The sequence below is a fragment of the Sorangium sp. So ce1335 genome, assembly GCF_051521615.1.
In the GTDB taxonomy this organism is placed as follows: Bacteria; Myxococcota_A; Polyangia; order Polyangiales; family Polyangiaceae; genus Sorangium.
Genome location: NZ_CP150363.1, coordinates 11,348,676 through 11,362,274 on the forward strand (window position 1 = coordinate 11,348,676; position 13,599 = coordinate 11,362,274).

Consider the following 13,599-nt stretch of genomic DNA (forward strand, 5'->3'; position numbering starts at 1 on the left):
CGGGCGCGGCGCCTCAGCCGCCCTCGCCCCCACCCTCGCCGCGGATCCGGCGGAGGCGCTCGCCGATGGTCCGCTCGTAGCCGCGATCGGTCGGCTCGTAGAACCGGCTGCCGGCGAGCGGCTCGGGCAGGTAGGCCTCGCCGAGGGCGACGCCGCCCGGCTCGTCGTGCGCGTAGCGGTAGCCCTCGCCGTAGCCCTCGTCGCGCATCAGCCGGGTGACGGCGTTGCGCAGCGTGAGCGGGACCGGGAGCGCGCCGTGCTCGCGCACGGCGGCCTGCGCCGACTGCCAGGCCACCTTGCACGCGTTCGATTTCGGCGCCGTGGCGAGGTACAGCGCCGCCTGCGTGAGCGGGTAGAGCCCCTCCGGCATCCCCATGCGCCGGAACGCGGCGTCCGACGCGACGGCGACCTCGAGGGCGCGCGGGTCGGCGTTGCCGATGTCCTCGGAGGCGAAGATCATCATCCGGCGCAGCAAGAACAGCGGGTCGTCGCCGGCCTCGATCATGCGCATCAGCCAGTAGACGGCGGCGTCGGGATCGGAGCCGCGCATCGACTTGATGAAGGCGCTGATGACGTTGTAGTGCTCCTCGCCGGCCTTGTCGTAGAGCAGCGTCTTGTGCTCGCTCGCGCCGGCGATGAGCTCGCGCGTGATCGTGGCGGCGCCCGCGCGCGCGGCCTCGTCCGCGGCGATCTCCAGCGTGGTGAGCGCCCTGCGGGCGTCGCCCTGCGCGAGCGCCGCGATCGCGGAGAGCGCGTCGTCGTCGGCGGCGACCGCGCCGGCGAGCCCCGCGGGCGACTCGAGCGCGCGGCGCAAGAGCTCGACGAGCTCCGGGGCGGCGAGGCCCTGGAGCCGGAAGACCTTGCACCGGGAGAGCAGCGGCGCGTTCACCGCGAACGAGGGGTTCTCCGTCGTCGCGCCGATCAGCGTGATGGTGCCGTCCTCGACGTGCGGGAGGAACGCGTCCTGCTGGGCCTTGTTGAAGCGGTGGATCTCGTCGACGAACAGGATCGTCCGCTTGCCCTCGTACGAGCGCGCCGCGCGCGCCTGGGCGAGGATCTCGCGGAGCTCCGGCACGCCGCCCAGCACGGCGTTGAAGGGGACGAAGCGGGCGTTCGTCGTGTGCGCGACGACGCGCGCGAGCGTGGTCTTCCCGGCGCCCGGGGGGCCCCACAGGATCATGGAGGGGATCCGGTCGGCGGCGATCGCGCGCGCGAGCAGCTTGCCCTCGCCGAGCAGGTGGCCCTGGCCGATCATGTCCGCGAGCGTGCGGGGGCGCATGCGTTCGGCGAGGGGCACCGCGGCCCGGAGCTCGGGGTCGCGCTGCCGGGCGGCGTCGAAGAGGGTCGGCTCGTCGTCCGCGGGGCGCCGCCGCGCGCCGCCGCCGCCGCGCGCCGCGCTCATTCGAAGACCGTCCGCGCGCGCGCGCCGGCTGACCGCTCCGAGAGCAGGACCTCCACGGCGCGGCGCGCGCCTTCCGGATCGCGTCCGACCCAGCGCACCGTGCCCGCGCCGTCGACGACGAACGTGAGGGGGACCTGCGCGACGCCGTAGGTCCCGGTGAGCCGCTGGCCGAGGTCGGCGACGATGGGGAACGTCGCGCCGAGCTCGTGGGCGGCCGCGGCGGCGGCGGCCTCCGAGTCGTCGACGTTGACGCCGATGACGGCCACGCCGTCGGCCTTGCGGTCGCGCCACAGCCTGTCGAGCGCCGGCATCGTCCGGCTGCACGACGCGCACCAGGACGCCCAGAAGTCGATCACGGTGACCCGCGTCCTCCGCGCGCCGGGCACGCCCACCGTGACCGCCGAGGTCGACTCCGCGTGGAACTCCGGCGCGGCGCTGCCCACGAGCGGGTGGCGCACGGACGCGGGCATCGCGCCCGGCCCGCAGCCGAGCGCGAGCAGCGCGGCCGCCGCGGCCGCGCCGGGCGCGATGGCCGCGCCGAGGCGCGACGCGGCGGAGCTCGCGGCCGCGACGAGCGTCGCGACAGCGCCGCCGAGGTCGCCGATCGAGGAGGATCTGCTCGCCGCCTTCGCCTGCACCACGCCGGGAGTCTAACGTTCCCGCCGCGGCTTGTCCGAGGGGCGCGGGAGGAAAAGCGCTATCCGCGGGCCCCGAAGATGGCGGTGCCGACGCGGACGAAGGTCGCGCCCTCGGCGATGGCCGCCTCGAAATCGTGCGACATGCCCATCGAGAGCTCGGGCAGCGCCGCCTGGCCGCCGTGCGCGTCGCGAAGGGCGCGGAGCTCTGCGAAGAACGGGACGACGTCGTTCGGGTCCTCGCGGAACGGGGCGATGGCCATCAGGCCGACAGGGCGGAGGTGCGCGCACCGGGCCACCGCGCCGAGGAGCGGCGCCAGATCGGCGGGCGCGCAGCCGCCCTTCGAGGCCTCGTCGCCGACGTTCACCTCGAGCAGGACGTCGAGCGTGCGGGTGAGCGCGGCGGCGCGGCGGTCGAGCTCGATGGCGAGCTCCTCGCGATCGACCGAGTGCACGACCTGCGCGACGCGCGCGACGAGCTTCGCCTTGTTCCGCTGGATCTGGCCGATGGCGTGCCACACGATCCCGTCGAGGTCGGCGAGCGCCTCGGCCTTTTCGGCGAGCTCCTGCGCGTAGTTCTCCCCGAAATCGCGCTGCCCGGCGGCATAGGCGGCGCGGATGGCCTCGGCGGGCTTGCCCTTGGACACGGCGATGAGCCGGACCTCCTCCGGCCTGCGCCCGGCCCGCGCCGCGGCGCCGGCGATCCGGCGTCGCACCTCTTCGAGCCGCGACGCGATGTTCCCCAGGTCTTCCGACATCACGGCACGATACCGCGGGCGGCCGCCGTGGACACGCGGGTGGACCCCTGAACCGGGCACTGCAGGGCGGGCCGCGGCCGGCGACCAGGCGCACGTCGGATCCACCCGCCCGGGGGGCGTGCCAGAGTGTGCCTGAGGACCGCTTCGACAGCGGAGCGATCGCGCTGCTTCCGGCGATTTTTGCGTGGCACGTCGATTGCGATGCTACGCAGCCGCGATGCGAAGCCTGTCGTTCCTTATCCTGCTCCTCGCGGTTGGATGCACGTTCAACCCGCAACCCGAGCCGCCGTTCCAGGACGGCAGGGACAACGAGCCGACGCCCGCGGGGGCCGGTACAGGCGCTGGCAGCCCGACAGGCGCGGGCACTGCAAGCGGCGCGGGGGGCGGCGGCGGGGTCGGCGCGGTCGCAGGGAGCAGCAGCAGCGGTGCCGGCGGCCACAGCACCGGCGACCCCGCGGGAAGCGGCGGCGGGGGCGGCGCCAACGGAGACGGCGGTGCCGGCGGGCAGGGCGGTGCCGGGGGCGACGGCGGTGCCGGGGGCGACGGCGGTGCCGGGGGCGACGGCGGTGCCGGCGGGCAGGGCAGCGGCGAGGGCGGGGCTGGCGGCACGGGTGGTGCCGGTGGGCAGGGCGGCGGGGACGGCGAGCCGTGCGGCGGAGGAGGCGCCGGCGGCGTGGTCTGCGGCTGACCAGGCACGCTGGCCGAGCCTGACGCCGGCGCCGATCGCGCGGCGTGTTGCGAGAGCTACCGAAGGCTGACGATGATCGCGCCGGACGCCGCCCTCCCGGCGGACGGAGCGCGGCGCATGCGGCAGGAAGCACGCAGGGTGCTATGAGGAGAGAGCTTATGCGTAAGCTTGTCGTCCCTGTGTTCGGGGTGGTGCTTGCGGGCTGCTTCAACCCACAACCCGAGCCACCTCTCCCGGTCCCGGATATCGGCTGCGTCGATTGTGAGGGCGTCGGCGCGACAGGGGCAGGCGGGGGAGATGCCGCAGGCATCGACGGAGACGCCGGACACGCCCCCGGCGGTGAGGTAGGCCCGACCAGCACCGCCACGGCGGGATCCGGCAGCACGGGTTCATCCGGCGAGAATGCCCCGACTGGCGGCGGCGGCGTTGGCGGCGAGGGCGACGCTGGTGGTGCTGACGGTGAGGGCGGCGCCGGTGGAGCCGGTGGGGATGGCGGCGCCGGTGGGGATGGCGGCGCCGGTGGGGATGGCGGCGCCGGTGGGAATGGCGGTGGCGGCGACGGCGGCGCGGGTGGAGCCGGCGGCGCGGGTGGTGTGATCGGTCAGGGCGGCGCGTGACGCGACCGACGGGCTGACCCCTCTCACGCCACGCGCTCCGGGCAGCCCCGCGCGGCGCCGCCGCACCCCCGGCTCGCCCGGGGGCGGCTGCCCCAAGGCTGCCGGCTGTCGGCGGCGCTCCGGGCAGCCCCGCGCGGCGCCGCCGCACCCCCGGCTCGCCCGGGGGCGGCTGCCCCAAGGCTGCCGGCTGCCGGCTCGCGCGGGAGGCGGCTGCTGGAGCGCCGCGGCTGCCGGCTCGCCCCGGGGGGCGGCTCCGGCTGCCGGCGATCGCTGCGGCAGGCAGCAACGTGCTCCCGCGACGCGGCGATCGGACCGGCTCAGATCCCGGGGCGCCGAGGCCGCGCGTACTCGTCGAGCATGTTCGCGACGAGCTCGGCGAGCAGGCTGTCCGCCACGCGAAGGCGGCGCGACATCTCGCGCGCGATGTTCAGCACGAGGAGGGTGTACGACCTGAGATCGCGCCGGTAGAGCGCATCGAGGTCGTGCGCGGTGACGCGCATCAAGCGCGACGGGGCGATCGCTCGGACCGTCGCCGAGCGGGGCATCACGTCGAGGATCGACATCTCGCCGAACCAGTCGTTCGGCCCCAGGACGGCGACCCTCGCCTCGACGTCGCGCTTCGAGCGCTTGAGCACCTCCATCTCGCCCGCGAGGAGCACGAACATCTCGCGCCCGCTGTCGCCCTCGCGAAAGGCGACAGCCCCCGGCTGCAGCTCGACGAGCTCCAGCGTGTCGGCGAGGCCCTGAAGGACATGGTCGCCCAGCCCTCCGAAGAGGCCGATGTCGCGGAGCTGCGCGACCAGCTCAGGATTGCGGCTCACCGGGATGCCCCGAGGACGCTCGCAGCGGCCGTCAAGTCGGCCGATCCGACGCCACCTGCCCGCGGCCCGACGCCGCCCGTCCACACCGCGCCCAAATGCCCGCCTTCTCGCATCGCTCCACCTCGTGGCACCGCGCCGATGTACCGCTCGATAGGGTACGCCGCAACATGGGGACGTCAACGCTCGCCCGCGCGACGCGCGCGACGTCCCGCTCGATGTCATGTCGCCGCCCGGCCGTTCCGCCGCCCGATGCGCGCGACGCGCGCCCTGTCGGCTCGGGCGTTCACCCCGCGCGCCGGACCCGCGTCGCGGCCGCTCCACCGCCGGACGCGCATCGCGCGATCGACATGCAGAGGCGACGCTCAGAGGCGACGCTCAGAGGTCCTTCGTGAACACGATCCGTGGACGCCCGGGTCCGGCGTAGTCCTCGACCTCGGCCGCCGACCAGCCGACCGCCGCGTGGAAGCGCACCGAGCCCTCGTTGCCCAGCGTCGTGATCGCCTTGAGCTGCCGGCACCCCTCGCGGCGGCAGTCGTCCTCGAACGCGGAGTAGAGCATCCGGCCGACCCCGCGGCGGCGGTAGTCAGGGTGAATGCCCACGAGGTGTACGTACCCGATCGCCGCGTCCGGGCACCTGAACCCCAGGAGGAAGCCGACAAGCAAGCCGCGATCTTCGACGACGCGGGCCAGACGGCCGAGCTCGTAGAAGAAGATCGGGTGCGCGAGGGCGCTGGTCGGGCCTGCCCACCACCGATCGATCTCGCCCACGATCCGGTCGTAGTCGGGCTTCGTCAGCGGCCGTGTCTCCATGCATCACCTCACTCGAGCGGTTCGGAATCGTGCCTTGTCTGCAGCGTCGGCGCGCAGGGCACGAGCCCCTGGCGCAGACAAGCGCAGCCTAGCAGCCACGCCGGCCTCCCCGTAAGCACGCCGTGGGATGCCTCGCTAGCCGCCGCGCGTCACGCCTGCTAGCGCTAGCATGTGCGTCACGAAAGCGTCCTCGTCGCCCCGTCGATCCTGTCCGCTGACTTCGGCCGCCTCGCCGACGAGGTGCGCGCCGCCGAGGCCGCCGGCGCCGACTGGATCCACGTCGATGTGATGGATGGCCGGTTTGTGCCGAATATTACGATCGGCCCGCTGATCGTCCGCGCGGTCCGCGCCGCGACGCGTCTTCCGGTCGACGTCCACCTGATGATCGTCGAGCCCGAGCGCTATGTCGCGGAGTTCGCGGCCGCCGGTGCCGACAGGATCTCGGTCCACGTCGAGGCGTCGCCGCACCTGCACCGGACGCTGCAGCAGATCCGGGACGCGGGCGCGCGCCCCGGCGTCGTGCTGAACCCGCACACGTCGGAGGAGTCGATCCGGCACGTGCTGCCCGATCTGGATCTGGTGCTCGTGATGAGCGTCAACCCGGGGTTCGGCGGACAGCGGTTCATCCCGGGGGCGCTCTCCAAGCTGCGCAGCCTGCGCCGGGCGATCGATGAGGCGGGCCTGGACATCACGCTCGAGGTCGACGGCGGGATCGCGCCGTCGACCGCCGGGCAGGTGGTCGCCGCCGGCGCGCGGGCGCTCGTCGCCGGCTCGGCGGTGTTTGGCGCGGTGAAGCCGGGGGAGGAGCTGCCGTTCGACGCGCGCGTGGCGCGGTACGCGGAGGCGATCCGCGCGCTCCGCGCGGCCGCCGGGGAGCAGGCGTGAGCGAGCGCAGCGGGGTGCGAGAGCGCAGCGGGGTGCGAGAGCGCGGCGGGGTGCGAGAGCGCGGCGGGGTGCGAGAGCGCGGCGGGGTGCGAGAGCGCAGGGGGGTGCGGGGGCGCGGCGGGGGAGCAGTTGCCGCGGTGATCGGCGCCGTGCTCGCGGCGACGGCGGCGCTGGTCGGGTGCACGCCGGCGAGCGCGCCCGCGGCGCCGGCGAGCGCGCAGACCCCGGACGCGGCGCGCCCCGCGGCGCCTGCCACGCGTCCGCCAGCGGGAGGCGCAGGCCCGATCGGGGGGGGCGAGATCGACCCGGAGGAGGCCCGCCTGACGAAGGAAGAGGTGGCGCGGGTGCTCGCGCTGGTCGCGAAGGCGCGCGGCCTGCCGGTGCTCCGCGACGTGCGCAGCCGCGTGCTCGCCCGCGGCGAGATCCTCCAGCGGATCCGCGCGCACGTGGAGCGAGAGATCCCCGAGGGCGTGCTCGATCACCAGCGCGAGGTGCTCGCGGCGCTCGAGCTCATCCCGGCCGACTACGACTTCACCGCCGGGATGTACCGCCTGCTCGAGGGCCGCATCGCCGGCTTCTACGAGCCGGACGACCAGACGATGTACCTCGTCGACGACCTCAGCGAGAGCGAGGCCGAGGAGACGCTGGCGCACGAGCTCGTCCACGCGCTGCAAGACCAGAGCTTCTCGCTGGGGAAGCTGCTCGACTACAAGGCCGGCGACAGCGACAGGCTGGCGGCGACGCACGCGCTTGTCGAGGGCGAGGCGATGAGCGCGATGTTCGATGTGCTGGTCGGCTCGGCGTTCCAGATCGACGAGTCGATGCTCCGGAAGCTCGTGGCGATGTCGACGGCGATGTCGTCGGTCGGCGACACGCCGCTCGTGCTGCAGGAGTCGCTCGGCGCGCCGTACACGGACGGCTTCGCCTTCGTGCAGGCGCTGCGCCGCGAGGGCGGCTGGGCCTCCGTGGACGCTGTGTGGCGCGCGCTGCCGGAGACCACCGAGCAGCTGCTGCACCCGGAGAAGCTCGCCGCGCGCGAGCCCGCCGTGGAGGTGGCCGTGCCGACGGCCGCCGCGCTCGGCCCAGGGTTCCGCGTCGTGTTCGACGACGTGATGGGCGAGCAGGCGCTGCGCATCTCGTTCGCAGCCTATGCGCACCGCGACGCGGCCATCGGCGCGGCGGCAGGGTGGGGCGGGGACCGGTACGCGGTGGCGCGACGGGACGACCCGCAGGACCCGACCCGGCGCGAGTTCGCGCTGGCCTGGCGGCTGCGGTTCGATAGCGCGGCCGACGCGGCAGAGGCGGGGAAGGTGATCGAGCGTCGCTTCGGGAAAGCGTGCAAGCAGCGCGCGGGGCTCGGGCCGGTCGCGTGGACGGCGCGCGGGAGCGACATGGCGATCGTCGCGGGGCCGTACGAGCGGCGCGGGGGCGGGGAGGTCAGCGCGGTGGGGACGTGCGCGGGGGCGAAGGCGTGGCTGGCGGAGGTGATGAAGGGAGGGGCGCGGGGCGGGGCGAGCGGGGAGGGGGCGAAGGGGCGGCAGTAGGGCGAGAGGGGGAGGGGAGGCGAGCGGGGAGGGGGCGAAGGCGAGCGCGGATGTGCGACCAGGGCGGCGCGTGGGGAGGGCAGGGGTGACGGCGGAAGGGCGGCGTTGACAGGCGGCGCAGGAACGGGCACAAAAGCAAGTCGTTCTGGGTATTTGGAGGAGTGGCCGAGCGGTCGAAGGCAGCGGTTTTGAAAACCGCCGTTGGGGCAACTCAACCAGGGGTTCGAATCCCTTCTCCTCCGCTGAAACGATTGAGGATTTCGCCGAGGGGCCCGGGCGCTCCCAGGTGAGCCGCCCGGGGCCATTCCGTGATCCCGCTGATCACGATGGTGATCCGGGTGATCACGATGCGGTGATCCGAGCGATCACGATGCGGTGATCCCGGTGATCACGATGGCGTGAAATCCGCAGTACGCGGTTGACAGGCGTACGTAGCCACGTTGGCCAGCCTGGCGGATCCAATCACCAATGGTCCTTCCGCGGTGTGGACGACCATATCGAGCCTCTGGTAATCTCCGGCGCTGGGCAGGCGCTCCCGCAGGAGCGCGGCGAGCTGCCCGAGGAACATCGCGGCGGGATAATCGGGGCCGGTCGCCCCCGGCTGGCCTGCGGGCTTCGCGGCGATATCGTCGATCGCAACGCGGCGGACCACCTTGCTCCACTGCGACCAGCGGACGGGTGTCGCGCCCTGCTCAGCCAGCAGCTCGATGAGCGGCCTCGGGGAGCCGCCGCCGGCGGGAACGATCTGGATCTCCTCGCCCACTTCGGCCGGCACCCATGGGCAGTGCCACGCCGTCAAGTCGCCGCGCTGCGCGGCGACGGCCTTCGATTGTAGTTCGGCCCGCGCCGGAAGGCGCCGATCGGCCGGCGGCGTCCCGTTGGAGTACATCGGGACGCTGGTGAACGGCCACTCCTCGTAACGGCGAAGGAGGACGATCAGCAGGGTCAGGCAATAAAGACCCGTGAACGCAGTGAGCGTCGTCATGGCGCCTCGGTCGGTGGCCGCGGGGACCCACGGGGTGGCGCCGCCGATTCCGAGCAGCGAGCCCCAGTCGATGAGGAGCATGTAGCACCACATCTGTACCCAGTACGCGGGCGCCATGACGAGGAGGATGCCAACGTGGAGGCCGATCCAGCCGAGCACCACGTAAGGCGTGAGCCTGGGGAAAACCAGGGACAGGACGCCGGACATCTCGATGACGACTGTTAAACCGGCGAGCGCTTGGCACAGGTGGGGCCGGGACCGGAGCTGCTTCGACACCCAGGGGCTGCGCGCGAACGCAACCGACTCGTCCATGTAGAACCGCAGCATCTTCCCAGTGAACCAGGCTTTTCCCCCGTTGCGTAGCTTCGCGACGCCGCCGGCGAACATCACGTACACGAAGGAGATAAGCAGGAGCTCCCTGGCGAACCCCGACTCGAGCACCGAGCCCGGCGCCACGAGCCGCGGCCAGGGCATCCGCTCGCTCAGCCAGGCGTCCAGCGAGAACGCGTCGTTGGAGACGGAGAAGCACAGCGCGAACAGGGCGTAGAGTGCGGAATGGGTGGAATGGTTCGCGCCCAACGCGCCTGCGTTGGCGGCGTGAAGGAACGCGAAGCCAAGAAAAGTCAGCACCCCCGTGAGCGGCTGGAGCAGCCCCAAGGTCGCCGCGATCCAGACGCCGATGGTCAAGAGGCGAACGATGCGGAGCAGCGCCGGCCGCTGCCAGGGGGAGCCCAGGAGGCGGAGGATCCTCGATGGAGTATAGAAAAGCGGCGAGACGCCGTGGAGGATCTTCGGCGCGTGCAGCGGCGACGGATAGTCGACAAGGCAGAGGATAAGGAGGCCTCCGTAGAAAACGGCGCGGACGCTGCCGGAGATCGGGGGGTGGTCAAAGAAGAGGGCGCTGAATTGCATTGGGTACAAATCTCCTTTGCGTCGGCGCTCGAAGAGCTCTGCCCCCCGGAGGCATCAAGAGAAAAACCACATCCGGAGCGTGGCAGAGGATCTTCTTATGGGCGCCGCGCACGACGAGCGTGATCCCGAGGTAGAGAGCGGCCGCGAAGATGAACATGCGCTCGACCAAGATCGCGGGAGAAACTCGAAACGCGTGGGCGCCGTCGCGGGAACATCAGACCATTACGAGGCACTGCGGGTAAGGACGACGACCCGATCGGCGAGCGCGAGGAGGTCGGGGTTCTGGGAAACCACGATCCAGGCGGACCGGCGGTCGGCGCGCATCGCTTGCCAGATGCGCCGGGCCGTGGGGCCGTCCAGCGAGGAGTCGCAGGCGTCCACCAAGAACAGCTCGGCGCGCCGCGCCAGCATGCGTGCCAGCGCGAGCCGCTGGCGCTGCCCGCCCGAGAGCTGGCCGGCGTCGCCGGAGTCGAGTTTGGTGTCGAGCCCCTGGGTCAACTCGGCCGAGCCGGGATCGAGCTGGACGATCCGCATGATGGCCTCCAAATCCGTCGCGGTGAGGCCAGCGGAGCCGAGGACGATGTTCTGCGCGAGGGTGCCCCGCAGGAAGCGCGGGGACTGCGCCGCGTAGGCGACCTGCGGGGCCCGCATCGCCTCCGGCTTACCGGTCACGTCGACCTCGTTCCAGCGAACTCGCCCCACAACGTCCGGATCCAAACCAAGGAGGCCATGCAGGAGCCGGCTTTTGCCGGCGCCGATTTCACCGGTGATGGCGACGAGCTCCCCCGGACGCACCTGGAAGCTCACCGGCGCCGGCGCGGAGGCCCCGGGCGGGGCGCGGAAGGTGAAGCCATCCACAACGAACGCGCGCAGGGGCTCAGCGCTCCCGGGGGCCGCCGCGGTCTCGTGCAGTCCGTCAAGGTAGAGCTCGCTCAGCCGGCCGTAGGAGACCTTGCCGTTCTGGTAGGCCGCAAGGATCTTCCCGAAGAAGTACATCTGCTGGCCGAGCCACGACGAATAAGTGAGGAAGAGTACCAGCTTGCCAACGTCGAAATCGCCGTCCCGGCGCAGGCTCATGGTCACGAGTACGACCGACGTGCCCACCAGCACCAGGTTGCGAAAGAGGTTGGACAGCAGGTCGGCGAACAGCCTCTGGCGGACGAGGACCCGGCGCCGCTCGTCGAAGCGTGTCTCGAGCCGCGCCAGGTGGTTTTCAACGGCGCCGGCGAGTCGCAGATCCCGGATGCCGTGCAGGGAGTCGGCGATCATCGAGCCGATCCGCCCCTGCTGCCGGCGCGTCTCGGCGCGCAGCGCCGTCACCCGCCCTTTCAGGTAGGCCGAGACCAGGAGGCCGCTCGCCAGGAGCGCGAGGGGGATGGTCATCACGAGATCGGTTGTCGCCAGCACGGTCACCGCGATGACCGTGAGCACCGAACGGTAGATGAGATCGGTCGTCCACTCGAGCAGGCTGCCGATCTCCTCCGTATCGTCGCGCAGCCGATTCAGGATCTCGCCGCTGCCTGCTTGAACGACGCTGCTGGGCCGCCGCAGCAGGCGGTCGAGCACGTCAACCTTGAGCCAAGCGCTGGTCCTGAAGATCGTCTCGAACGTGAGCTGGAGCCCGAGTAACAGCGCGATGGCTCTGAGGGCCATGAGTGCGACGACGAGGGCAAGAACCCCCCATATACCCGGGTTCATGGGCTTGCCGCCGGCCTTGTCGATCAGCGCTGCGGCCGTGGAGCCGATGACGAGAGGCAAGGCGTAAACCACAACCCACGACGTCAGGGTGGCGATGTAGTACCCCTTGATCCGGAGGCCTTGCCGGACCAAGAAGCGGACGAGCGGGATGCCGCGCGCGTCTGCGCTACCGTCGCTCATGCCGTCGTGCTCGAGCGGGCGCGGAGTTCGGCCACCCGTCCGTTCTCCATCCGTAGCACCTCATCCACCTGCCCGAGCGCCGCTTTGCGGTGCTCGACCATGATCACCGTGCGTCCCGGAGACACCGCCTCGATCAGCTTCGCCCAGCTTTGCTCCGTCTGCGCATCCATCTGCGAGGTCCCCTCGTCGATGATCAGGAGGTTGCCGGGCCGGAGCAGCGCACGCGCGCCGATGAGGAGCTGCTGCTCTCCCACGGAGAGGGTGCGCCCACCCGTGCCGATCGGGGTGTCGAGCCCCTGGGGGAGATCCCGGACCCAGCGCGCGGCGTCGAGGCGCTCGAGGACGTCCCAGATCTGCCGCTCGTCGATCTCTTCCCGGAACAGCGTCACGTTGTCCCTGACCGACGCAGAGAACACGTGGGACCGCTGGCTGAGAACCGTCACCTGCCGCGCAAACGCGTCGACTGGGATGCGGTGGGCGTCCACGCCACCGATGAGGACACGCCCCCTGGTGGGACGGACAAGCCCGCAGAGAAGATTGACGATCGTGCTCTTGCCCGCGCCCGTGCGCCCGACGATGCCGAGTCGGCGCCCGGCCGCCACGACGAACGAGACGTCGTGGAGCACAGGGGCGCTGCCGTCGTAGCCGAAGGTCACGCCGTCGAACGCCACCGACAGGGCTCTGGCAGGCAGCGGCTCCGAGGACTGGTTCGGAGGCGGTCGAGCCGCAAGGGATTGCGCCGTCATGGCGAGCACCGCCATCATCTGCTGCAGCTGGCCAGCCTGGGAGGACATCTCCTCGAGGGGTTTTTGCAGGAGATCAAAGTAGAGATAGATGGCAGTGATCGTGCCGATGCTGATCGTGCCGAGCTCGAGGCCCCGCAGCCCGAAGGCGAAACCAAGCCCGAACGCTGCTGCCACGAAGAGCTGCGTCACCGGCCAGTACGCCCGGCCGCTGATGTAGGCCCGCCGCTCGGTCCGGTAGAGCTCGTCCAGGGACCGCCGGATGCGCTCGACGGCCCACTCCGACTCGCCGAGCAGGACGAGATCGTTGCGGGCCGCGAGCACGTCGCCGACCAGCCCGAAGACCTCTGCCTGGGCATCGCGGGCCGCCTTCCACCGCCTGACCGAGATCCGGCCGAGCAGCCGAACGACGAAGAAGGTGACGGCGAGAAGGACGCCAATGCCGAGGCCCGCAGCGGGGATCTTGAAGAACAGGACGATCAGCGTGCCCAGAACGATGGCGCCGTTGCCGAGGAGGCTGAGCCCGGACTCGGTGATAGAGCGGCCAATGATGTCGGCATTGCCCTCGACGCGCTCCAGCACCTCGCCCACCGGCCGCCGCTCCACGTCCAGAACGGGATCCTCGTGGAGGATGCGCCGGAGGAGACGGGACCGGAGGCTGTCGGCGATCCGCCAGCCGGCCCACACGCCGAGGGAGTTGGCGCCGAGGCGCGCAGCGCCCCCGAGAAGGGCGATCGCGAGGTAGCTCAGGGCATAGGCGATGAGCTCACCTTGGGTCCCGCCGGATTCAGCGCGGTCGACGAAGCGCTGGACGATCGCCGGGCCGACGAGGGTGGCCAGCGTGCCCAAGACGAGAACGGCGAGGGCGCTCAGGGCGAGCACCTTGACGCGGAGCACCTCCGCCCAGAGGAGCCCGAGCCC

Annotated in this window: 12 protein-coding genes and 1 tRNA gene; 5 read left to right on the forward strand and 8 right to left on the reverse strand. The window is 72.0% G+C overall.

The window, feature by feature from the left end; genetic code table 11:
• Positions 1-13: 13 nt before the first annotated feature.
• The 3 genes from WMF24_RS42535 to WMF24_RS42545 are packed head-to-tail and all read right to left on the reverse strand — an operon-like array spanning position 14 to position 2,795.
• The gene (locus WMF24_RS42535; protein ID WP_437733188.1) at positions 14-1,402 is read right to left on the reverse strand and encodes a replication-associated recombination protein A; all 1,389 of its coding nucleotides are present in this window, start codon (positions 1,400-1,402) and stop codon (positions 14-16) included.
• Complete coding sequence (locus tag WMF24_RS42540) at positions 1,399-2,043, reverse strand: TlpA family protein disulfide reductase (protein WP_437733189.1); 645 nt, start codon at positions 2,041-2,043, stop codon at positions 1,399-1,401. The genes WMF24_RS42535 and WMF24_RS42540 overlap by 4 nt, the downstream gene beginning before the upstream one ends.
• 56 nt (positions 2,044-2,099) lie before the next feature.
• Positions 2,100-2,795 (reverse strand): YggS family pyridoxal phosphate-dependent enzyme, encoded by a 696-nt coding sequence (locus tag WMF24_RS42545; protein WP_437733190.1) that lies wholly within the window; start codon positions 2,793-2,795, stop codon positions 2,100-2,102.
• 217 nt (positions 2,796-3,012) lie between these two features.
• Between WMF24_RS42545 and WMF24_RS42550 the strand changes: the two genes are divergently transcribed.
• Positions 3,013-3,483 carry a hypothetical protein gene (locus tag WMF24_RS42550; protein WP_437733191.1) on the forward strand — a complete coding sequence of 157 codons (471 nt, stop codon included), beginning with the start codon at positions 3,013-3,015 and terminating at the stop codon, positions 3,481-3,483.
• A 402-nt stretch (positions 3,484-3,885) separates the two neighbouring features.
• Positions 3,886-4,080 carry a hypothetical protein gene (locus WMF24_RS42555; protein WP_437733192.1) on the forward strand — a complete coding sequence of 65 codons (195 nt, stop codon included), beginning with the start codon at positions 3,886-3,888 and terminating at the stop codon, positions 4,078-4,080.
• A 337-nt stretch (positions 4,081-4,417) separates the two neighbouring features.
• Here the strand turns inward: WMF24_RS42555 and WMF24_RS42560 are convergent, their stop codons facing one another.
• Together WMF24_RS42560 and WMF24_RS42565 are read right to left on the reverse strand one after the other, a co-directional pair.
• Positions 4,418-4,921, reverse strand: a complete 504-nt coding sequence (locus WMF24_RS42560) for a cyclic nucleotide-binding domain-containing protein (RefSeq protein WP_437733193.1) — start codon at positions 4,919-4,921, stop codon at positions 4,418-4,420.
• Positions 4,922-5,296: 375 nt separating this feature from the next.
• Positions 5,297-5,731 (reverse strand): N-acetyltransferase family protein, encoded by a 435-nt coding sequence (locus WMF24_RS42565; protein ID WP_437733194.1) that lies wholly within the window; start codon positions 5,729-5,731, stop codon positions 5,297-5,299.
• A gap of 171 nt (positions 5,732-5,902) precedes the next feature.
• Here WMF24_RS42565 and rpe point away from each other — a divergent pair, with 171 nt between their 5' ends.
• The 3 genes from rpe (at position 5,903) to WMF24_RS42580 (ending at position 8,402) form a co-directional block, all read left to right on the forward strand.
• Positions 5,903-6,616 (forward strand): ribulose-phosphate 3-epimerase, encoded by a 714-nt coding sequence (gene rpe / locus WMF24_RS42570; protein ID WP_437733195.1) that lies wholly within the window; start codon positions 5,903-5,905, stop codon positions 6,614-6,616.
• A 137-nt stretch (positions 6,617-6,753) separates the two neighbouring features.
• Positions 6,754-8,160, forward strand: a complete 1,407-nt coding sequence (locus WMF24_RS42575) for a hypothetical protein (RefSeq protein WP_437733196.1) — start codon at positions 6,754-6,756, stop codon at positions 8,158-8,160.
• A gap of 155 nt (positions 8,161-8,315) precedes the next feature.
• A tRNA-Ser gene (locus WMF24_RS42580) sits at positions 8,316-8,402 on the forward strand.
• 146 nt (positions 8,403-8,548) lie between these two features.
• Here the strand turns inward: WMF24_RS42580 and WMF24_RS42585 are convergent.
• From WMF24_RS42585 to WMF24_RS42595, 3 genes are all read right to left on the reverse strand, one after another.
• Positions 8,549-10,057: a hypothetical protein gene (locus WMF24_RS42585; RefSeq protein WP_437733197.1), complete on the reverse strand. Its 1,509-nt coding sequence runs from the start codon at positions 10,055-10,057 to the stop codon at positions 8,549-8,551.
• Between the two features lie 222 nt (positions 10,058-10,279).
• On the reverse strand, positions 10,280-11,935 hold the full coding sequence (locus tag WMF24_RS42590; RefSeq protein ID WP_437733198.1) for an ATP-binding cassette domain-containing protein: 1,656 nt from the start codon (positions 11,933-11,935) through the stop codon (positions 10,280-10,282).
• Entirely contained in the window at positions 11,932-13,575 is a 1,644-nt protein-coding gene (locus WMF24_RS42595; protein WP_437733199.1) for an ABC transporter ATP-binding protein, read from the reverse strand. The genes WMF24_RS42590 and WMF24_RS42595 overlap by 4 nt, the downstream gene beginning before the upstream one ends.
• Between the last annotated feature and the right edge of the window lie 24 nt (positions 13,576-13,599).

Coding starts and splice junctions, on each gene's coding strand:
- WMF24_RS42535 (WP_437733188.1), bottom strand. CDS start 1,402: ATGAGCGCGGCGCGCGGCGGCGGCGGCGCGCGGCGGCGCCCCGCGGAC.
- WMF24_RS42545 (WP_437733190.1), bottom strand. CDS start 2,795: ATGTCGGAAGACCTGGGGAACATCGCGTCGCGGCTCGAAGAGGTGCGA.
- WMF24_RS42550 (WP_437733191.1), top strand. CDS start 3,013: ATGCGAAGCCTGTCGTTCCTTATCCTGCTCCTCGCGGTTGGATGCACG.
- WMF24_RS42555 (WP_437733192.1), top strand. CDS start 3,886: ATGCCCCGACTGGCGGCGGCGGCGTTGGCGGCGAGGGCGACGCTGGTG.
- WMF24_RS42565 (WP_437733194.1), bottom strand. CDS start 5,731: ATGGAGACACGGCCGCTGACGAAGCCCGACTACGACCGGATCGTGGGC.
- WMF24_RS42585 (WP_437733197.1), bottom strand. CDS start 10,057: ATGCAATTCAGCGCCCTCTTCTTTGACCACCCCCCGATCTCCGGCAGC.
- WMF24_RS42590 (WP_437733198.1), bottom strand. CDS start 11,935: ATGAGCGACGGTAGCGCAGACGCGCGCGGCATCCCGCTCGTCCGCTTC.